23 protein-coding genes and 1 riboswitch are annotated in these 19198 nt (G+C 71.9%); of the genes, 18 read left to right on the forward strand and 5 right to left on the reverse strand.

The annotated features are described in order from the left end of the window. Positions 1–13 precede the first annotated feature (13 nt). The 9 genes from AB0C12_RS25210 (at position 14) to truA (ending at position 5507) form a co-directional block, all read left to right on the forward strand. Positions 14–595, forward strand: coding sequence for a DUF1707 domain-containing protein (locus AB0C12_RS25210; protein ID WP_360551832.1), 582 nt, complete (start codon positions 14–16; stop codon positions 593–595). Between the two features lie 217 nt (positions 596–812). Further along, on the forward strand, positions 813–1034 hold the full coding sequence (gene infA / locus AB0C12_RS25215; protein WP_007073013.1) for a translation initiation factor IF-1: 222 nt from the start codon (positions 813–815) through the stop codon (positions 1032–1034). Positions 1035–1086: 52 nt separating this feature from the next. Next, positions 1087–1203: a 50S ribosomal protein L36 gene (gene rpmJ, locus AB0C12_RS25220; RefSeq protein WP_015619018.1), complete on the forward strand. Its 117-nt coding sequence runs from the start codon at positions 1087–1089 to the stop codon at positions 1201–1203. A 169-nt stretch (positions 1204–1372) separates the two neighbouring features. After that, a complete protein-coding gene (gene rpsM / locus AB0C12_RS25225) occupies positions 1373–1753 on the forward strand; it encodes a 30S ribosomal protein S13 (RefSeq protein ID WP_203776578.1) in 381 nt (126 codons plus the stop codon). A gap of 17 nt (positions 1754–1770) precedes the next feature. Further along, entirely contained in the window at positions 1771–2178 is a 408-nt protein-coding gene (gene rpsK / locus AB0C12_RS25230; RefSeq protein WP_015619020.1) for a 30S ribosomal protein S11, read from the forward strand. Between the two features lie 15 nt (positions 2179–2193). After that, the gene (gene rpsD / locus AB0C12_RS25235; protein WP_203776576.1) at positions 2194–2820 is read left to right on the forward strand and encodes a 30S ribosomal protein S4; all 627 of its coding nucleotides are present in this window, start codon (positions 2194–2196) and stop codon (positions 2818–2820) included. Positions 2821–2916: 96 nt separating this feature from the next. After that, positions 2917–3939 (forward strand): DNA-directed RNA polymerase subunit alpha, encoded by a 1023-nt coding sequence (locus tag AB0C12_RS25240; protein WP_023358222.1) that lies wholly within the window; start codon positions 2917–2919, stop codon positions 3937–3939. Positions 3940–4004: 65 nt separating this feature from the next. Beyond that, positions 4005–4583: a 50S ribosomal protein L17 gene (gene rplQ, locus AB0C12_RS25245; RefSeq protein WP_360551835.1), complete on the forward strand. Its 579-nt coding sequence runs from the start codon at positions 4005–4007 to the stop codon at positions 4581–4583. A 102-nt stretch (positions 4584–4685) separates the two neighbouring features. Next, on the forward strand, positions 4686–5507 hold the full coding sequence (truA, locus tag AB0C12_RS25250) for a tRNA pseudouridine(38-40) synthase TruA (protein WP_360551837.1): 822 nt from the start codon (positions 4686–4688) through the stop codon (positions 5505–5507). Here the strand turns inward: truA and AB0C12_RS25255 are convergent. Further along, complete coding sequence (locus AB0C12_RS25255; RefSeq protein WP_360551839.1) at positions 5490–7037, reverse strand: hypothetical protein; 1548 nt, start codon at positions 7035–7037, stop codon at positions 5490–5492. The two genes, truA and AB0C12_RS25255, sit on opposite strands and share 18 nt — an antisense overlap. 108 nt (positions 7038–7145) lie before the next feature. Here AB0C12_RS25255 and AB0C12_RS25260 point away from each other — a divergent pair, with 108 nt between their 5' ends. The 9 genes from AB0C12_RS25260 to thiC all read left to right on the forward strand — a co-directional run bounded on the left by AB0C12_RS25260 (position 7146) and on the right by thiC (position 15292). Then, positions 7146–7760 carry a methyltransferase gene (locus tag AB0C12_RS25260; protein WP_360551841.1) on the forward strand — a complete coding sequence of 205 codons (615 nt, stop codon included), beginning with the start codon at positions 7146–7148 and terminating at the stop codon, positions 7758–7760. A gap of 31 nt (positions 7761–7791) precedes the next feature. Further along, positions 7792–9447: an ATP-binding cassette domain-containing protein gene (locus tag AB0C12_RS25265; protein ID WP_360551843.1), complete on the forward strand. Its 1656-nt coding sequence runs from the start codon at positions 7792–7794 to the stop codon at positions 9445–9447. A gap of 120 nt (positions 9448–9567) precedes the next feature. Further along, positions 9568–9679, forward strand: a riboswitch (TPP riboswitch). Next, a complete protein-coding gene (gene thiE, locus AB0C12_RS25270; protein ID WP_360551845.1) occupies positions 9673–10317 on the forward strand; it encodes a thiamine phosphate synthase in 645 nt (214 codons plus the stop codon). (Overlaps the previous riboswitch by 7 nt.) Further along, a complete protein-coding gene (thiO, locus tag AB0C12_RS25275; protein ID WP_360551847.1) occupies positions 10314–11351 on the forward strand; it encodes a glycine oxidase ThiO in 1038 nt (345 codons plus the stop codon). Before thiE ends, thiO begins: the two co-directional genes overlap by 4 nt. Further along, positions 11348–11545 (forward strand): sulfur carrier protein ThiS, encoded by a 198-nt coding sequence (gene thiS / locus AB0C12_RS25280; protein ID WP_360551849.1) that lies wholly within the window; start codon positions 11348–11350, stop codon positions 11543–11545. Before thiO ends, thiS begins: the two co-directional genes overlap by 4 nt. A 1-nt stretch (position 11546) precedes the next feature. Next, on the forward strand, positions 11547–12287 hold the full coding sequence (locus AB0C12_RS25285; RefSeq protein ID WP_360551851.1) for a thiazole synthase: 741 nt from the start codon (positions 11547–11549) through the stop codon (positions 12285–12287). Next, positions 12281–12865 carry a thiamine phosphate synthase gene (locus AB0C12_RS25290; protein ID WP_360551853.1) on the forward strand — a complete coding sequence of 195 codons (585 nt, stop codon included), beginning with the start codon at positions 12281–12283 and terminating at the stop codon, positions 12863–12865. The genes AB0C12_RS25285 and AB0C12_RS25290 overlap by 7 nt, the downstream gene beginning before the upstream one ends. Further along, positions 12862–13629, forward strand: a complete 768-nt coding sequence (thiD, locus tag AB0C12_RS25295) for a bifunctional hydroxymethylpyrimidine kinase/phosphomethylpyrimidine kinase (RefSeq protein ID WP_360551855.1) — start codon at positions 12862–12864, stop codon at positions 13627–13629. Before AB0C12_RS25290 ends, thiD begins: the two co-directional genes overlap by 4 nt. A gap of 82 nt (positions 13630–13711) precedes the next feature. Next, on the forward strand, positions 13712–15292 hold the full coding sequence (gene thiC / locus AB0C12_RS25300; protein ID WP_360551857.1) for a phosphomethylpyrimidine synthase ThiC: 1581 nt from the start codon (positions 13712–13714) through the stop codon (positions 15290–15292). Positions 15293–15322: 30 nt separating this feature from the next. Here thiC and AB0C12_RS25305 read toward each other — a convergent pair whose 3' ends face one another. The 4 genes from AB0C12_RS25305 to AB0C12_RS25320 form a co-directional block, all read right to left on the reverse strand. Then, the gene (locus AB0C12_RS25305) at positions 15323–15763 is read right to left on the reverse strand and encodes a ribonuclease domain-containing protein (RefSeq protein WP_360551859.1); all 441 of its coding nucleotides are present in this window, start codon (positions 15761–15763) and stop codon (positions 15323–15325) included. A 135-nt stretch (positions 15764–15898) separates the two neighbouring features. After that, positions 15899–17878, reverse strand: coding sequence for a hypothetical protein (locus AB0C12_RS25310; protein ID WP_360551861.1), 1980 nt, complete (start codon positions 17876–17878; stop codon positions 15899–15901). Positions 17879–17952: 74 nt separating this feature from the next. Further along, on the reverse strand, positions 17953–18267 hold the full coding sequence (locus AB0C12_RS25315; protein ID WP_360551863.1) for a cupin: 315 nt from the start codon (positions 18265–18267) through the stop codon (positions 17953–17955). Continuing rightward, complete coding sequence (locus AB0C12_RS25320) at positions 18264–19193, reverse strand: LLM class F420-dependent oxidoreductase (protein WP_360551865.1); 930 nt, start codon at positions 19191–19193, stop codon at positions 18264–18266. The genes AB0C12_RS25315 and AB0C12_RS25320 overlap by 4 nt, the downstream gene beginning before the upstream one ends. Positions 19194–19198 lie beyond the last annotated feature (5 nt).

A 19198-nucleotide genomic window follows, 5' to 3' on the forward strand; every position in this document is an offset into this window, starting at 1 on the left:
CATGCTGGAAGGTATGGGCCGGGACGAGATGAGAGCGGCCGACGCCGATCGGCAGGCCGTGGCGGATCAGCTGAAGGCCGCGCTCGACGAGGGCCGGCTGGATCTGCACGAGTACGACGAGCGGTTGCAGCAGGCGTACGCGGCCAAGACGTACGGCGAACTGCATCCCTTGCTCAGCGATCTGCCGGCGGCCGCGCTGCCGGTGCCGGCGCAGCGCCGCCCGTCCGGTTCCGTCGCCACCCCCGGCCTCGACGCCTCGAACGCCGAGCTGGCCCGCCGCTGGGTCCTCGAGGTCTGGGCCAGCTGGATACCGGTGGTCGGGATCACCACCGCGATCTGGCTGATCTCCAGCATCGCCTCCGGGGAGCTGCTCGACTTCTGGCCCATCTGGGTGGCCGGTCCGTGGGGTGTGGTCCTGGTCTTCGTCACCCTGACCGGCCTCGCCTCCGGTGAGCCGCGCAAGCAGGCGGAGAAGAAGGCCCGTAAGCGCCAGGCGAAGCAGGCCAAACGGGAACGCCGGGCGCTCGAATCCGACCCGAACCCACCGGACGAAACGCTCCTCGAGCGTCCGAAGAAGGACAAAACGGCGGGCTGACCGGCCGTCCGACACACCCGACCCCGGGTTACGGGGACCTCGGTTTGGTGTCAATGCTCCTCGCGCGTACACTGGCTAGCTGGCGCGCAGCGTCCACTCTTCCATGTCCACCAGCGCTTCGGTGGCGGAGGAGCCGCGGCTGGTCCCGGTGCGAACCCTCAACCCGGGATGAACGTTGTGAGCCCGCCCCAGAACCCGATGTCAGGTAGCGGAGGACATGCCAAAGAAAGACGGAGCCATCGAGATCGAAGGCCGAGTGATCGAGCCTCTGCCGAACGCCATGTTCCGTGTGGAGCTTGCGAATGGTCACAAGGTACTGGCTCATATCAGCGGCAAGATGCGGCAGCACTACATCCGCATCCTCCCGGAGGACAGGGTCGTCGTCGAGCTTTCGCCGTACGACCTGACCCGCGGGCGAATCGTCTACCGCTACAAGTAAGGGTCGCGGGGGCTTTGCCTAGTCCCGTCTGACAGAGAGTCAAGGCACAACCGTGAAGGTCAAGCCGAGCGTCAAGCGGATCTGCAACAACTGCCGGGTCATCCGGCGGCACGGCCGCGTCATGGTCATCTGCAAGACCGACGCGCGTCACAAGCAGCGCCAGGGCTGAGTCCAGCTCGCTGCCAGATCCGTACCACTGAACAAGCTCGTCCCAGCCGCGGCGTCATCTCGCGATGAAGCGCGGTTTCACCCCCGGTCGGAGGCCGGGGCCCCGCCCGGGCAGGCGGGGATGGGCCGGGCACAGACCTCCGTGAGACACCTGAGGAGTACGCCCACTTATGGCTCGACTCGTCGGCGTCGATCTTCCCCGCGAGAAGCGGATGGAGATCGCGCTCACCTACATCTTCGGGGTCGGTCGGACCCGCGCCGTGGAGGCGCTCACCTCGACCGGCATTGACCTGAACAAGCGCGCCAAGGACCTCACGGACGAGGAGCTGGTCCAGCTCCGCGACTACATCGAGGCCAATTTCAAGGTTGAAGGCGACCTGCGCCGCGAGGTCGCCGCCGACATCCGCCGCAAGGTCGAGATCGGCTGCTACGCCGGCATCCGCCACCGCCGGGGTCTCCCCGTCCGCGGACAGCGGACGCGGACCAACGCTCGTACCCGCAAGGGTCCGAAGCGCACGGTCGCTGGCAAGAAGAAGCCCGGTCGGAAGTAATAGGAGCGCACTGACTTATGCCACCGAAGGCACGCGCCGGAGCACCCGTCAAGAAGGTCCGGCGCAAGGAACGCAAGAACGTCGCCCACGGGCAGGCGCACATCAAGAGCACCTTCAACAACACCATCGTGTCGATCACCGACCCGACCGGTGCTGTGATCTCCTGGGCCTCGTCCGGCCAGGTGGGCTTCAAGGGCTCCCGCAAGTCGACTCCGTTCGCCGCGCAGCTGGCCGCCGAGGCCGCCGCCCGCCGGGCCATGGAGCACGGCATGCGCAAGGTCGACGTGTTCGTCAAGGGCCCCGGTTCCGGCCGGGAGACCGCCATCCGTTCGCTGCAGGCCGCGGGCCTCGAGGTCGGGCAGATCTCCGACGTCACGCCGCAGCCGCACAACGGTTGCCGTCCGCCTAAGCGTCGCCGGGTCTAAGGGAGAGATCGAAGCATGGCTCGTTACACAGGGGCGGACTGCAAGCGCTGCCGCCGCGAGAAGATGAAGCTGTTCCTCAAGGGCAGCAAGTGCGACGGGCCGAAGTGCCCGTTCGAGTCGCGTCCCTTCCCGCCCGGCCAGCACGGCCGCGGTCGGACCAAGGAGACCGAGTACCTGCTCCAGCACCGCGAGAAGCAGAAGGCCCGCCGCACCTACGGCGTGCTCGAGAAGCAGTTCCGCGGTTACTACGAGGAGGCTGTCACCAAGCCCGGCAAGACCGGTGAGGTGCTGCTGCAGATCCTCGAGTCGCGTCTCGACAACGTCGTCTACCGGGCCGGCTACGCCGCGTCCCGCGACATGGCCCGTCAGCTGGTCAAGCACGGCCACCTGCTGGTCAACGGAGTCAAGGTCGACATCCCGTCGTACCGGGTGAAGGACCACGACATCGTGCAGGTCCGGGAGAAGTCCCGCGAGATGACGCCGTTCGTGGTCGCGCAGGCCCAGGCGGGTTCCCGCCCGGTGCCGGCGTGGCTGGAGCCGATCCCGAGCGAGATGAAGATCCTGATCCACTCGCTCCCGGCCCGCCAGGTGATCGACACCCAGGTCCAGGAGCAGCTGATCGTCGAGCTCTACTCCAAGTAGCGCTCTGGTCCCGGCACCCTCCGCGGAGGGTGCCGGGACTGCACCACCACAGGACGGGCTTCATATAGCGGAAGCCCCGAACGAAAGAAGAAACGCGTGCTCATCAGCCAGCGCCCGAGCCTCTCGGAAGAGTCGCTCAGCGAGACCCGCTCCCGGTTCACCATCGAGCCCCTGGAGCCGGGCTTCGGCTACACCCTCGGCAACTCGCTGCGCCGGACCCTGCTGTCGTCCATCCCGGGCGCGGCGGTCACCAGCATCAAGATCGACGGCGTGCTGCACGAGTTCACCACGATCCCCGGTGTCAAGGAGGACGTGGTCGAGCTCGTCATGAACGTCAAGGAGCTCACCGTCAGCTCCGAGCACGACGAGCCCGTCAGCATGTACCTGCGCAAGCAGGGCCCGGGCGACGTCACCGCGGGCGACATCCAGCCCCCGGCCGGCGTCTCCGTGCACAACCCCGACCTGAAGCTGGCCACGCTCAACAGCAAGGGCCGGCTCGACATGGAGCTCACCGTCGAGCGGGGTCGTGGCTACGTCACGGCCGCGCAGAACAAGAGCGCCGGCGCCGAGATCGGCCGCATCCCGGTCGACTCCATCTACTCGCCGGTCATGAAGGTGACCTACCGCGTCGAGGCGACCCGGGTCGAGCAGCGTACCGACTTCGACCGCCTGATCATCGACGTCGAGTCGAAGGCGTCGATCTCGCCCCGTACCGCGCTGGCTTCCGCCGGTTCGACCCTGGTCGAGCTGTTCGGTCTCTGCCGTGAGCTGGACGAGACCGCCGAGGGCATCGACATCGGCCCGTCCCCGCAGGACGCGCAGCTGGCCGCCGATCTGGCGCTGCCGATCGAGGAGCTGGACCTCACCGTCCGGTCGTACAACTGCCTCAAGCGCGAGGGCATCAACACCGTCGGTGAACTCATCGGGCGGACGGAGGCCGACCTTCTGGATATAAGGAATTTCGGTCAGAAGTCGATCGACGAGGTCAAGATGAAGCTCGCCGGCATGGGCCTGGGCCTCAAGGACAGCGCGCCGTCCTTCGACCCCGCGCACGTGGTCGACTCGTTCGGCGACGTGGACTACGACACCGACGACTACCGCGAGACCGAGCAGCTCTAATCCCGGCTGCCGCGTGAGCTGGGCGGCTGAGCCGCCCGGCAGGAATTTCAACGAGGAGCAAGAAGATGCCCACGCCCACCAAGGGTCCCCGCCTCGGCGGCAGCCCGGCGCACGAGAAGCTGCTGCTGGCCAACCTGGCCACGGAGCTCTTCCGGCACGGGAAGATCAAGACCACCGAGACCAAGGCGAAGCGCCTGCGCCCCTTGGCGGAGCAGCTCATCACCAAGGCCAAGCGCGGCGACCTGCACGCCCGCCGCCGGGTCCTGGGTGTCGTCAAGGACAAGGACGTCGTCTACTCGCTGTTCGAGCAGATCGCGCCCCGGTACACCAACCGCCCGGGTGGCTACACCCGGATCACCAAGGTCGGTATCCGCAAGGGCGACGCCGCTCCCATGGCCGTCATCGAGCTGGTCGAGGAGCTGCAGGTCGCGGCCACCACGGCGCCGGCCAAGAAGGCGGCCCGCAAGGCCGCCGCGCAGCAGGACAAGGTGGAGGCGCTCGCCCGCGAGGACGAGGCTCCGGCCAAGACCGACACCGCTGCCGACCAGGACTCCGAGCCGCCGGTGAACGCTTCCGGCGACAAGGGTGCCGAGGGCCCGGGCGACCAGGCCGAGGGCGAAGACCCCGCCGACGCCAAGGCCTGATCTTCAGCAAGGCAGGAAAGGCCCGGCACCCTTCGTGGGTGCCGGGCTTTCTTTTTCCCGTACGGCTTCCTTGTCCACGAATCAGCGGAGGACTGCCCCCACATGACCGACGCGACCCGCCTGCGCCTGGACGTCTCCTACGACGGCCGCGAGTTTTCGGGCTGGGCCGTGCAGCCGTCCCGGCGTACGGTCGCCGGCGTGCTCGTCGAGGCGCTGGAGCGGCTGGTCGGCGCTGATCACGACCTGGGTCTGACCGTGGCGGGCCGCACCGACGCGGGCGTGCACGCGACCGGTCAGGTGTGCCACATAGACCTGCCGACGGCGGCGTGGGAGTCGTTGTCGGATTCGCTGGTGCGGCGGCTCGCCGGGCTGATGCCGCCGGACGCGCGGGTGCGGGCCGTCACGCCCGTACCGTCGACTTTCGACGCCCGGTTCTCCGCCACCTTCCGGCGGTACGAATACCGGGTGGCCGACACCGTTTTCGGGCCGGAGCCGCTGCGGCGCTACGACACCATCGGGTGGCTGCGGCCCCTGGACCTGGACCGGTTGCAGGAGGCGGCGGCCGGGCTGGTCGGACTGCACGACTTCGCGGCGTTCTGCAAGCGCAAGGAGCACGCCACCACCGTGCGGGCCATCACCCGGCTGGAGTGGCGCCGTGAGCCCGACGGGGTCGCCGTGGCCACCGTGCAGGCCGACGCGTTCTGCCAGGCGATGGTGCGCAGCCTGGTCGGGGCGATGCTCAGCGTGGGCGACGGCCGCCGCGACCCGGGCTGGCCGGCCAAGCTGCTGACCTTGCGCGAGCGGTCCAGCGAGGTCACCGTCGCGCCGGCCCACGGGCTCACTCTGATCGCGGTCGGCTATCCCGACGAGACCGAATACGCGGACCGCGCCGACGCCACCCGCCGGCTACGGGTTGAGGGATAGCGTCCGCTTCCCGATGACCTGCTCGCCCAGGTACCGCTCGACGAGCTCGGCGGTGATCCGGGCCGCGTACGGGTCGTCGTCGGTGACGAGCTGACCGTCGGGCCGGGCGATGACGCAGTACAGCAGATAGTGACCGCGGCTGTGCCAGCCCACCTGGGCCAGGGGCTCGCCGAGCGGGTCGCCGGTCGCGCCGCCCAGCATGGCGAAGGTGCCCCGGCCGTTCTCGACCAGAGTCCCGGTCAGCTCGCTGACCTGCGCGGCGCCCTGCTCGTCGGCGAGGTTGAAGACGCCTGCGGTGACCTGGTAGCCGCCGTAGGGAGCCAGCATCCGGGCCCGGACGACGTGCTCGCAGCCGTAGTCGTCGAGGAGCGCGCCGAGGTCACCCGTGGTGGCGGTCCGGCACACGCTGTCGCTGTGGGTGAGGTCCACCCGGTAACCCGTGTCACCGGTGGCGAGCCGGACCGCGGGCTCCGGGAACACCTCGTGCTGGGTCAGCGGCTCGGCGTCGACGGCCCGGGAGGCGATGCCCGGCTCGGAGCCGGGGGTGGCGGCGGATTCCCGCCCGTCACCGCGGCGCTGCTCGGCGATGATGAAGAACGCGCTCAGTCCGACGATCGCCAGGACGATCAGCGCGGCGAGCCCGCGCAACAGTGTCTGCAGAGCCTGCTGTGGTTCCCGGGGTGCCCGGCGCTGCGGCGTGTGCCGCTGATGGGCGGCGGGGGCCGGCCACTGGCCGCTGCGATGCTGCCCGTGCTGCGCTGTCGCGGGCCGGTCGGTGACCACGGGGTCCGATCCCAGCCACTCCACGGCCGGAGACTCGGCCGGTGGCAGGTCGTCCGCCGGGGGCCGGGTGCCCAGCGATCGGCCTCCGGAAAGCCAGCGCCCTGAGGTCCGGCGCCCAGGCATCTGGCGTCCCGCGATCCGGGGCCCCGGGATGCGGGCTGCCGGTAGCCGGGCCGCTCGGACCTGGGCGGCCTGGAACTCGGCGGCCAACCGCACAACGGTCTGCAACCCGACCGGTCGCAACCGGACCGTCCGAAGTCCTGCGGTCTCACGTCCGGAGTGCCGCGGCTCCGAGTGCCGCGGGTCCGGGCGATGCCGGGCGGAGGGCTGCCGGCCCGGGTGGTGCAGGTCCGGGTGGTGGAGGTCCGGGTGGTGCGGGTCCGGGCAATGCCGGGCTGAGGACGGCAGGTCCGGGTGGTGCAGGTCCGGGTGGTGCAAGTCCGGGCAATGCCGGGCTGAGGACGGCAGGTCCGGGTGGTGGAGGTCCCGGTGGTGCGGGTCCGGATGGTGCAGGTCGGCGTGCTCGCCAGGGGCGGTGACGGTGGCTGTCCTGGCCGGGGTGTGGGCGTGCCGGTCGGCGGCTCGGCGGCCGCGGGTCTGGCGGGCCATGGCCTGGCGGATGATCGCCTGCCGGGCCCGGGCGTGTCCCGCCTGCGCCTGGCGCACCAGGCCCTGCGGGGTCAGCGACGCGAGTCCGCCCGCCGGGCCGGCGCGGTGGGCGGAGCGGGGGTGCGGATCGCCAGGCATGCAGGCCACGGTAGGAGGGCACCCTGATCGATGGACGCACAGCGTGTGCGGCACCCTCCGGTGGCCTCCCGTCGTTGCGGTCGTGGGTATTGGGGGAGGATGGGTGGTGTGACCGCCGACCATTACTTCAGCGCGGAGCCCGCCGCGCCCGCCAAGCGGAGCCGCATCGAGTTCACCGCCGCCGGCCGGGCCTACGACCTGGTTGTCGCGGGCGGGGTGTTCTCCGCCGGGCGGCTCGACCCGGGGACCGCCGTACTGCTGCGCAAGGGCGACCTGCCCACGGCCGCGACCACTGGCACCCTGCTTGACCTCGGCTGCGGCTACGGTCCGATTGCCTGTGTGCTCGCCAGCGAGGCGCCGGAAACCACGGTCTACGCGATCGACGTCAACGCCCGGGCCCGGGAGCTGACCGCGGAGAACGCCGCCGCCCTCGGGCTGGCCGGCCGGGTGCGGGTCGCCGCCCCCGACGAGGTGCCGGACGACGTCACCTTCGCGCAGATCTGGAGCAACCCGCCCACCCACGTCGGCAAGGCCGAGCTGCGCGCGCTGATGGAACGCTGGCTGCCCCGGCTCACGCCCGGCGGAGTCGCCTGGCTGGTGATCAACCGCAACCTCGGTGGTGATTCGCTGCACACCTGGCTCGTGTCGCTGGGCTGGGAAGTGACGCGTACGGCCAGCCAGCGCGGCTTCCGGGTGCTGCGGGTGACCGGAAAAACCGGCTGACCACCGGCGGGTCGTCGGGGAGGATGCCCACGTGGGTTACGTAGACGTGTCAGGGGTCGGATTCGTGCTGCCGGATGGCCGGGAGCTCTTCTCCGACGTGTCGTTCCGGGTCGGCGAGGGTGCGAAGGTGGCGCTCGTCGGGCCGAACGGGGCCGGCAAGACGACGCTGTTGCGGATGGTCGCCGGGGACACGTCCACCCCGATCGGCACCATCGCGCGGGCCGGCGGGCTCGGGGTGATGCGCCAGTTCATCGGGATGATCGGCGACGACCGTACCCTTGACGACCTGGCTCTGTCGCTGGTCGCGCCGCCGCTGCGGGCCGCCGGCGCGGTCCTGGCCGCGGCCCAGTCCGCGCTGGAGACCAACCCCGACGCCGAGAAGGCGCAGCTGGCCTACGCCAACGCGATCGCCGGTTGGGGCGAGGCCGGTGGCTACGACGCCGAGGTGCTCTTCGACGTCGTGGCCGTGGCCATCCTGGGCAAGCCGTGGGAGGAGGTCCGGCACCGGCCGGTGCGCACCCTCTCCGGCGGCCAGCAGAAACGCTTCGCGCTCGACCTGCTGCTGCGCGGCAGCGACGAGGTGCTGCTGCTCGACGAGCCGGACAACTTCCTCGACGTGCCCGGCAAGCGCTGGCTCGAGGCGCGGCTCAAGGAGTCGTCGAAGTCGGTGCTCTACGTCTCGCACGACCGGGAGCTGCTGGCCCAGACGGCGAGCCGGGTGGTGGCCGTCGAGGGTGGCAGCGCGTGGACGCATCCGGGTGGCTTCGCTTCCTGGCACGAGGCCCGTTCCGACCGCCACGAACGGTTGCTGGAACTGCGCCGGCGCTGGGACGAGGAGCACGAGAAGCTGCGCGAGCTGGTCTTCACGCTGAAGAACAAAGCGGCGTACAACGACGGGCTGGCGTCGCGGTATCAGGCGGCGCAGACGCGGTTGCGCAAATTCGAGGAGGCCGGTCCGCCGCCGTTGCCGCCCAAGGAGCAGTCGCTGCGGATGAACCTGCGCGGCGGGCGTACGGGTAAGCGCGCGGTGATGTGCACCGGACTCGAGCTGGAGAATCTGACCTTCCCGTTCGACCTGGAGATCTGGTACGGCGACCGGGTCGCGGTGCTGGGCGCCAACGGTACGGGCAAGTCGCACTTCCTGCGGCTGCTCGCGGCCGGCGGCACCACCCCCGACGTGGACAACAAGCCGGTCGACGGGGCGCCGCTGGCCCACGTGGCGCACAACGGTGTCGCAAGGCTCGGCGCCCGGGTCCGCCCCGGTCACTTCTCGCAGACGCATGACCGGCCGGAGCTGCTGAAACGTACTCTCGTCGAGATCCTTTGGCGGGGTGACGACCACCGCTCCGGAATGGACCGGGCGGGGGCCATGAAAGCCCTGAACCGCTACGAGCTGGCGGCCCAGGGTGATCAGCTCTTCGGCACGCTCTCCGGCGGGCAGCAGGCGCGGTTCCTGGTGCTGCTGCTGGAGCTGTCCGGCGCGACCGTGCTGCTGCTCGACGAGCCCACGGACAACCTGGACCTGGCTTCGGCCGAGGCGCTGGAGGAGGGGCTGCAGGCGTTCGAGGGCACGGTGATCGCGGTGACCCACGACCGCTGGTTCACTCGCGGCTTCGACCGTTTCATCCTTTTCCAGGGCGACGGCGAGGTCGTGGAGACCCCGGAGCCGGTCTGGGACGTCCGCTAGCGGATGGAATTTCCGGCGCCCGTTCCCGCAGCGTGCGGGCGCTGAGCCAGGACGCGACCACCCACAGTGGAGCACTCCGGGGGTTTACGGGCGGCGGGACGCGGGTTACCGTCTGCTCGGAACCAACCCCACGGGAGCCCGGTGCACCGGGCTGAGAGGGGGGCTGTCGCTGCCCCCGACCGTCGAACCTGATCCGGGTAATGCCGGCGCAGGGAGGAGTGTGTTGTGGGCCCTGCCTTTCCGCATCTGCACATCATCACGGACGCCCGCCGCGGGCGGCAGCCGCTGACTGTGGTGGCCGCCGCCATTGCTGCCGCCCGGCGGCTGGACGCGTGCCGGCGCCTGGCGATCCAGGTCCGGGTCGAGGACGACGTCAGCGACCGGGACGCTTACGACCTGGCCGACGCCGTCCTGGAGCTGTGCCGCCCGCACGGCGTGCTGTGCCTGGTCAATGACCGGTTGCACGTGGCCCTGGCGGTCGGCGCGGACGGTGGGCACGTGGGCGCCGCCGATCTGCCGGTCGCCGTGGCCCGCAAGGTGCTCGGGCCGGTGGGCGTGCTCGGCGCGACCTGCCGGGACGTTGACGCGGCCCGGGCAGCACGGCGGGCCGGCGCGTCGTATCTCGGTGTCGGTCCGGCCTTCGCCACCACCACCAAGACCGGACTGCCGGCTCCGCTCGGGCCGGCCGCGGTGGGCAGGGTTGCCGCGGCCGTACCGGACACACCGATCGTCGCCATCGGGGGAGTGACCGCCGGCAATGCGCGGTCGCTGGTCGGCGCCGGAGCAGCCGCGGTCGCGGTGGTCGGCGCCGTTGCCGCCGCGGCGGATCCGGGCCGGGCGACCGAGGATCTGCTGCGGGCGCTGGCATGAGCAGCACCGACGTCGTGGTGATCGGCGGCGGCATCATCGGGCTTTCGATCGCATGGCGCTGCGCGCAGCGCGGGCTGTCGGTGACCGTCCACGACAGCGGCGGCGACGACGGCGCCTGGTACGCGGCCGCGGGCATGCTGGCGCCGGCCGGCGAGGCGGGATTCGGTCAGGAAGCGCTGACCGAGCTCATGGTCGACTCCGCCGCCCGGTGGCCAGACTTCGCCGCTGAGCTGCGGCGCGAGACCGGCATCGACGTCGGCTACGACACGGTCGGCACCCTGAGCGTCGCCCTCACCGCGGACGACCTCGCCGAGGCGCGCCGGCTGTGGGAGTACCGCCGAGAGCACGGCCTCGGGGTGAGCCCGCTGCTGCCCAGCGCTGTCCGTGAGCTGGAGCCGGCGCTGTCACCACGGCTGCGCGGCGGTGCCCACGCTCCCGACGACCGGCAGGTCGATCCGCGGCGGGTTGTCGCAGCGTTGCGGGCCGCCCTCGGCCCGGCGATCGTGGGCGAACGAGTGGCGGATCTCCCGGCCGCGAGGCCGGTGGTGGTCGCGGCGGGATCCGGTACGGCGGCACTGACCGGCCTGCCTGTGCGACCGGTGAAGGGCCTGGTGCTGCGGCTGCGCGGCGAGCCGGGACTGCTGCGCCACGTGGTCAGCGGCTGGGCCGACGGGCGGCACGTCTACCTCGTCCCGCGCGCCGACGGTGAGGTGGTCGTCGGCGCCACCCAGGAGGAACGGGTGGATGCCACGGTGACCGCCGGGCAGGTGCTCGACCTGCTGCGCGCCGCCACCGATCTCGTGCCCGACCTGGGGGAGTGCGAGCTGGTCGAGACGCTCGTCCGGCACCGGCCGGCCACCCCCGACAACGCGCCGCTGCTCGGTGCGTACCAGCCCGGTGTGGTCGTCGCCGCCGGGCACCACCGCAACGGGGTGCTGCTCGCCCCGGTCACCGCCGATCTGATCGCCGAGCTGGTGGCGACCGGGAAGTCGGCGCCACTGCTGGACGCGTTCGCACCGGGGAGGTTCGGATGAAGGTCATCGTCAACGGCGCCGCCCGCGACGTCGATGTGGTCAGCGTCGAAGGGCTGGTCGAGCAGCTGACCACGGCTCGTCGCGGTGTCGCGGTCGCCGTGAACGGCGAGGTCGTGCCGCGGTCGTCGTGGCCGGTCGCGCGGCTGCGGGACGGCGACCGGGTCGAGGTCCTCACCGCGGCGCAGGGAGGCTGAGATGTTCGGCGAATCCCGGCTGATCCTGGGCACCGGCGGCGCGGAGAGCCTCGCCGCGCTCGAGGCGGCGATCGTCGCCTCGGGCACCGAGCTGGTCACCGTCGCGCTGCGCCGGGTCGACGCCGCGGGCCCGGGCCTGCTGCCGATGCTCGACCGGCTGGGCCTGCGCATTCTGCCGAACACGGCCGGCTGCTACACCGCGGCCGATGCCGTGAAGGCCGCCCATCTGGCCCGCGACGCGTTCGAGACGGATCTGGTGAAGCTGGAGGTCATCGGGGACGAGCGGACCCTGCTGCCGGACGGCGTCGAGCTGTTGCGGGCGGCCGAGACGCTGGTCGCGGACGGGTTCCGGGTGTTGCCGTACACGAGTGACGACCCCATCCTCGCGCGCCGGCTCGCCGACGCCGGTTGTGCGGCGGTGATGCCCGCCGGGGCGCCGATCGGGTCGGGGCTGGGCATCTCCAACCCCCATCACATCCGGCTCATCCGCGACAGCGTGGACGTGCCGGTGGTGCTGGACGCGGGCATCGGCACCGCCTCGGATGCGGCGCTGGCGATGGAGCTGGGCTGTGATGCCGTACTGATCGCCAGTGCGGTCACCCGGGCCGTCGATCCGGCGCGGATGGCCGCGGCGATGCGGCACGCCGTCGAGGCCGGGCGGCTCGCCTTCGGCGCCGGCCGGATCCCCAAGCGCTACCACGCGCTGGCGTCCACATCGGATGAGGGGCGGCCGGCATGGTGATCCCGTCCGGCGTCGTCGTGCTCACCGACCGCCGGCTCGCGGCGCGGCCGCTCGTCGAGGTGGTCGCGGCCGCGGTCCGCGGCGGCGCCGAGTGGGTCATCCTGCGCGACAAAGACCTGGAGTACGGCGAGAGGTACGCCCTCGCGGAGACTCTGCGCGCGGTGGTTCCGGTGGGACGACTCGTGATCGCGGGCCCTGATCCGCTCGGTGGCGACGCCGTGCACCTGTCGGCCACCGACCCCGTGCCGCCGGATGTCAGCCTGGTCGGGCGTTCCTGCCACGGTGTACCGCGACTGTCCAGTGAGGACTATGTGACGTTGTCGCCGGTGTATCCCACGCCCACCAAGCCCGGCTATGGGCCCGCGCTGGGGCCGGACCGGGCGGCGGCACTGGCCGGTGGGGTGCCGTGGCTGGCGCTCGGCGGGGTGCACTCGGCGCAGCGGGCTGCGGCTTGCGCGGCCGCCGGGGCCAGCGGGATCGCAGTGCTGGGTGCGGTGATGGGCTCGGACGATCCCGAGTCGGTGACCCGGATCCTGACCCGGGCCTTCGCGGGGGCATCGGCGGGGGTACGGGCGTGACGCCGCGGGTGGTGCTGACCATTGCCGGCTCCGACAGCGGGGGTGGGGCCGGGATCCAGGCCGACCTCAAGACCTTCGCCGCGCTCGGCGTCTACGGCGTCTCGGTGCTGACCGCCGTCACCGCGCAGAACACCCTCGGCGTCACGGCGATCCACCCGGTCCCGGTGCACGTGGTGGCGGCCCAGCTGGACGCGGTGCTCGGGGATCTGGCGCCCGATGCGGTCAAGGTGGGCATGATCGGGGACCCCGCGGTGGCTGAGCTCATCGCATCCCGGGCCGGTCAGCTGCCCAATCTTGTCGTCGATCCGGTGCTGGTGGCCACCAGCGGGAGTCGCCTGTCCGGAGTGGACGCGGTTGCGCCGCTGTTGCCGTACCGGTGCGTCCTGACGCCGAACCGGCAGGAAGCCGGCGCTCTGGTCGGTCGCCGGGTCACGACCGTGGCCGAGGCGGCCGGCGCGGCCGCCGAGCTGGCGGCCCGCGGTCCGGGGGCCGTCGTGGTCACCGGCAGCGAATCCGCCGTGGACGTGCTGTACGCGGACGGGGTGACCACTGTGCTCGACGGTGACCCGGTGCCCAGCGGCAACAACCACGGCTCGGGGTGCACTTTCTCGTCGGCGATCGCGGTGCGGCTGGCTCAGGGCGACCCGCTGCCGGTCGCCGTGCGCGCCGCCAAGGACTACGTGGGGCGGGCGCTGGCCGGTTCCCGCGACTGGAAGCTCGGCGCGGGACCGGGCCCCCTGGACCATTTCGGCTTCTCCCACTGAGCAACGACTGACCGGCTGTACCGGCGATCGGCGGTTCCGTGCTGCCGAGTGCCGCCCTGTTTGCCCCTATATAGGAGGAACCATGAGGTGCAAGGTGTACGTCGAGGGCTCCCGTCCGGACCTGCGGGTGCCGTTCGCCGAGATCGACCTGACCGGGGACAATCCGCCGGTCCGGCTCTACGACACGTCCGGCCCCGGCAGTGACCCGGAGGTCGGCCTGCCGCCGCTGCGCGGGCCGTGGATCGCCGAGCGCGGTGACGTGGCCCCGGTGGCCGGTCCCGGAACGCCGCTGGCCGGCACCCGGCCCACCCAGCTCGCGTACGCCCGGGCCGGGATCATCACGCCGGAGATGGAGTTCGTCGCGATCCGGGAGAACGTGGAGCCCGAGGTCGTCCGGGCGGAGATCGCGGCCGGGCGCGCGGTGTTGCCGGCCAACGTCAACCACCCGGAGATCGAGCCGATGATCATCGGGTCGCGGTTTCTGGTGAAGATCAACGCCAACATCGGTACGTCCGCGGTGACCTCGTCCGTGGCCGAGGAGGTCGAGAAGCTCACCTGGGCCACCCGCTGGGGTGCCGACACCGTCATGGACCTGTCCACCGGCAAGCGCATCCACGAGACCCGCGAGGCGATCGTGCGCAACTCCGCGGTGCCGATCGGCACGGTCCCGATCTACCAGGCACTGGAGAAAGTGGACGGCGATCCGGTGAAGCTCTCCTGGGAGGTGTTCCGGGAGACCGTGATCGAGCAGGCCGAGCAGGGCGTCGACTACATGACCGTGCACGCCGGGGTGCTGCTGCCGTACGTGCCGCTGGCGGTGGACCGGGTCACCGGCATCGTGTCGCGTGGCGGCTCGATCATGGCGGCCTGGTGCCTGGCCCATCATCGGGAGAACTTCCTCTACGAGAACTTCGCGGAGCTGTGCTCGCTGCTGGCCCGCTACGACGTGACGTTCTCGCTGGGGGACGGGCTGCGGCCGGGGTCCATCGCGGACGCCAACGATGCTGCGCAGTTCGCCGAGCTGCGCACGCTCGGGGAGCTGACGCACGTCGCCTGGGAGCACGGGGTGCAGGTGATGATCGAGGGGCCGGGTCACGTGCCCATGCACAAGATCAAGGAGAACGTCGACCTGCAGCAGGAGCTGTGCGGCGGGGCGCCGTTCTACACGCTCGGCCCGCTGACGACCGACATCGCGCCCGCGTACGACCACATCACCTCGGCCATCGGCGCGGCGATGATCGGCATGTTCGGCACCGCGATGCTCTGTTACGTCACGCCCAAGGAACACCTCGGCCTGCCCGACCGGGACGACGTGAAGGCCGGGGTGATCGCGTACAAGATCGCCGCGCACGCCGCCGACCTGGCCAAGGGGCACCCGGGCGCGCAGGAGTGGGACGACGCGCTGAGCAAGGCCCGGTTCGAGTTCCGCTGGGAGGACCAGTTCAACCTGGCCCTCGACCCGGAGACCGCGCGGGCGTACCACGACGCGACCCTGCCGGCGGCGCCGGCGAAGACGGCCCACTTCTGCTCGATGTGCGGACCCAAGTTCTGCTCCATGAAGATCACCCAGGAGCTCAAGGAGTACGCGGCCCGCGGCATGCAGGACAAGAGTGAGGAGTTCGTCTCCGCCGGCGGCAAGGTGTACTTGCCGATCGTTCAATGAATTTGCATGGGTTTTCCGCCGCGGGTCAGTTCAGAGCTTGTAGAAGTTGGCGTAGTGGTCGGGGGTGAACCAGGTCTCTCGGGTGGACCGGTTCACCACGATCCGGTACGCGTCCCGCGCGGCACCCCGCGCCCGCGGGTACACGTCGTACTCGCTGTAGGTGGCGTTGACCGGCAGCTGGCGCTCGCGGTTCTGGAACGTGCCACCGGTGTAGTTGTACTGCCCGTACGGCCAGCTGTACCAGCCCGCGCCGGTCGGCCAGCCGAGTGAGCTCCAGCCGGTGCGCGCGGTCCGGGCCGCCGAGCACCGGGACAACGTGCAGGTCGAGTAGACGGCGGCGTCGGCGGCGGCGGTGTGCGTCGGCGCGACCACGGCGGGGGCGACGAGGCTGCCGCCGGTGAGCGCGAAGGCGATGGCGACCGCCGCCAGCAGGCGGCGCAGACGGGACGGGCGGGGTGCGGCAACGGACATGGCGGACTCCGTAGCGTCAGGGGCCCGTCCAGGCCGGGCCGTGCCCCCATCCTGGAGCCGCCGGGCCGCGCCGCGGTACATCCCCGACGCATCATTCCATCGGCGTTCGGCTATGCGTCGGCTCCCGCTGGCCGGCTATTTGCCGAGGCCGCTGACCCAGTCCACGTAGTCCTCGTCCTTGCCGCCGCCCTTGGACCGGCGCTTGCCGTCCGGGGTCCCGTCGACCGGGCTCGGTGCCGCCTCGGCCCGCGGGGCCGGGGTGACCGACAGCGGCGGGGTGACCGGATCGGGCTGCGGCAGCGGCGCGCTGATCGGCGTCGGTTCCGGCGTCAGCGGCTCGGCGGACTTGCCCCGGCCGAACGGGCGCAGGCCACGACCCAGCCGGCCGCCGGCGCCGCGCGGCTGCTCCGGGACCGACGTGCCGACACCGGGCGGCAGTGGGCGGGTGGCGGGCTCGGGGACGTACGGCTGCGGCTCGGGGCGGGGCGCCTGGGCAGCCGGGGACCACGGGGCGCCGCCGGATCGGGGAGCCGTCGCCGGGTCGGGCCGGCTGAAGGCGTCGAACGGGGCCGGCTCGTGGTCGTCGGGCCTGGACCGGCCGGTGGTGTCCGCGGGCCGGGGTGTGGGAGCGCCGCTCGGCGCGGCGGCCGGGAACTCGCCGGTGCGGCCGATGAAGGCATCGGCGAAGCTCGAACGGCGTCCGCGGCGGCGGGGCTTCTCGGGCTTGGTCGCGACCGGCGGCGGTCCGCCGAGACCGGCGCCGAGATCCGCCGGCCCGGCAGCGGTCGACCCGTAACCGGCCTCTGCACCCCGGCCAGGCCCAGACCCGTCTCCGGATCCCGAGTCACGACCGGATCCCGGACCGTGACCAGATCCCGGACCGTGACCGGGCCCCGGGCCGTGGCCGGATCCCGAGTCGCGACCGGATCCCGGGCCGTGGCCGGGCCCCGGTCCATCGGCATCAGGCCCCGGACCGTGATCAGCCCGGGCCCCGAGGGAGGGACCGGTACCCGCGGAGGGACCGGCGCTGTGAGAAGGAGTGGCAGTGGGATCGGCCGTGGGGAAGGCGGGCGTGGGCGTGTCGCCGGGGCGACCGCGTGGAGGCAGGTCGAAGACGCCGGTGTCGACCGGGCGCAGCGGCTGATCAACCGCCGGCCCGCCGCCCGCCGCGGCGATCGCCGACTCCGGCTGGTTGGTGCGTTTGGGCAGCGGCGGCTTCTCCGGCTCCTGGCCGTCCGGCTCGCCGTCGTCGTCCGGCTCGGGGCCACGGCGCAGCACCGCGGCCAGCACCGACCCGAGCACCCCGGCACCCGTGGCGGTCATCGCCGCCCAGTACGGCACCACCTGGTAGCGGTCGTTGCCGCCGCCGGGTCCCGCGATCAGGTAGGCGATGGTCAGCAGCGCCGGCCCGGGCAGCCCGGCCAGCGCGATCGTCAGTGTCGGCAGCTCGCGCCGCCGGGCCGTCCAGCCCAGCAGCGCGCCGATCACCAGGGCCAGCGCCGGCATCGTGGCCAGGGCCGTCCGCTGGGTCACGGCCGGGGACAGGAAGCCGGCGTCGAAGACACCCAGCCGGATCGCGGGCAGCGGGTCGCTCGGCGCCAGCGACGGCGCCACCGAGACCAGCGCGATCGTCCACACCGCCGCGCCCATCGTCACGAGACTCCACCGGGCGACCGCCTGGGCCAGCGCGGCCCACGCGGCGAACACGCCGACCAGCGTGCCCAGGCCGGCGCAGATGGCGATCACGACCACCGGGTTCACGCCCGCGACCTGCGCGGTCCGGGCCGGCTGCATGGTCAGCGGCACCACCACGCCGGCACCGATCGCGGCCGAGAGGGCCAGCGCCAGCTCGGTGCCCGGACCGGCGGCCGGTGGGCCCGGCGACCAGCGCCGCAGCAGTACGGCTCCGGTCAGAGCGCCCACCACGGCGGCCACCATCGGCACCCAGGCGACCCAGGCCAGCTGCGCCGTCCACTGATCACGCGTGGTCACGTCCAGCACGCGGGTGAGCCGTACGATGCCGAGGCCGTACGCCAGTCCCAGCTGGCTCGCGCCGGCCAGCGCGCCCACGCCCAGGGTGGCGGCCAGCAGCTTGGCCCACGTCCGAAATGCCATGCCGGGCAGGGTACGGAATGGTCCGTGCCGCGGCCAGTCCAGAGCCTGCTTCTTAAGGCGGGCCAAAATTCCGCTCAGGCCGCCTCGGCGCCGGTCTTCAACTCAACGATGCGACCGACATACACAGTGTCACCGGCGTTGGTCAGCATGTGCGTCTGGCCGGGCTCGCGGTAGACGACGCTGCCGGTCTCCTCCTCGACGTCGATGCGCTCGCCCGCCGCCGTGTGGATCACGTTCTTGGCGCCCTGCACGGCGATCACCACGTACGCGAGGCCGTGGTGGTGCAGCGGCTGGGTCTCGCCCGGCGCCAGCGTGATGTGCCAGACGCGCACCCGGTCGTTCTCCAGCAGAATCTCCTGGCCGACCTGGCCCAGCACCTGCTCTGTCATAGCTCTCCCACCTGAGGCAGGACCCGGGACGCGATCAGTTCCACGTGCTCCAGGTCGGACATGTCGATGACCCGCAGGTGCACCCGGGTGGCGCCGATCGCGGCGAACTCCCCGATGCGCTGGACCAGGGCGTCCGGCGAGCCGACCACCGGGTCCTCCGGCGGTAGTGCGCTGGGCACGTGCAGCGGAGCGGCCCGGCGCTGGGCTTCCTCGTCGGTGCGGCCGAGGGCCACGACGATCCCTGCTGACAGCTTGACGCTGCGGCCGTACCGCTCGCTCGCGGCCCGGACCCGGTCGAAGGCCGCCGCCGTCTCCGCCACCGTCTTGAACGGCATGTTGAATTCGTCCGCGTAGCGGCCGGCCAGCTCGGGGGTGCGTTTCGCACCGCGGCCGCCGACGATGATCGGCGGGCCCGGCCGTTGCACCGGCTTGGGCAGCGCCGGCGAGTCGAGCAGCTGGTAGTGCTTGCCCTCGTAGGAGAACCGGGCTCCGTCCGGGGTGGACCACAGGCCGGTGATGATCGCGAGCTGCTCCTCCAGCCGGTCGAAGCGCTCGCCCAGCGGCGGGAACGGGATGCCGTAGGAGGTGTGCTCGCGTTCCAGCCAGCCGGCGCCCAGTCCGAGCTCGACCCGGCCGCCGCTCATCGCGTCCACCTGGGCCACCATGATCGCCAGCGGTCCGGGCAGCCGGAACGTCGCCGAGCTGACCAGCGTGCCCAGCCGCAGCCGGGAGGTCTCGCGGGCCAGCCCGGCCAGGGTCAGCCAGGCGTCGGTCGGGCCGGGCAGGCCCGGGTCGGCACCCATCGACTGGTAGTGGTCGGCGCGCAGGAAGCCCTCGAAGCCGCCGTCCTCGGCGTGCCGGGCCAGCCGCAGCTGGTCGTCGTAGGTCGCGCCGCGGTGCGGCTCGGTGAACAGGCTGACGCGCATCGGCG

Source organism: Actinoplanes sp. NPDC048967 (genome assembly GCF_040649415.1).
Lineage (GTDB): Bacteria > Actinomycetota > Actinomycetes > Mycobacteriales > Micromonosporaceae > Actinoplanes.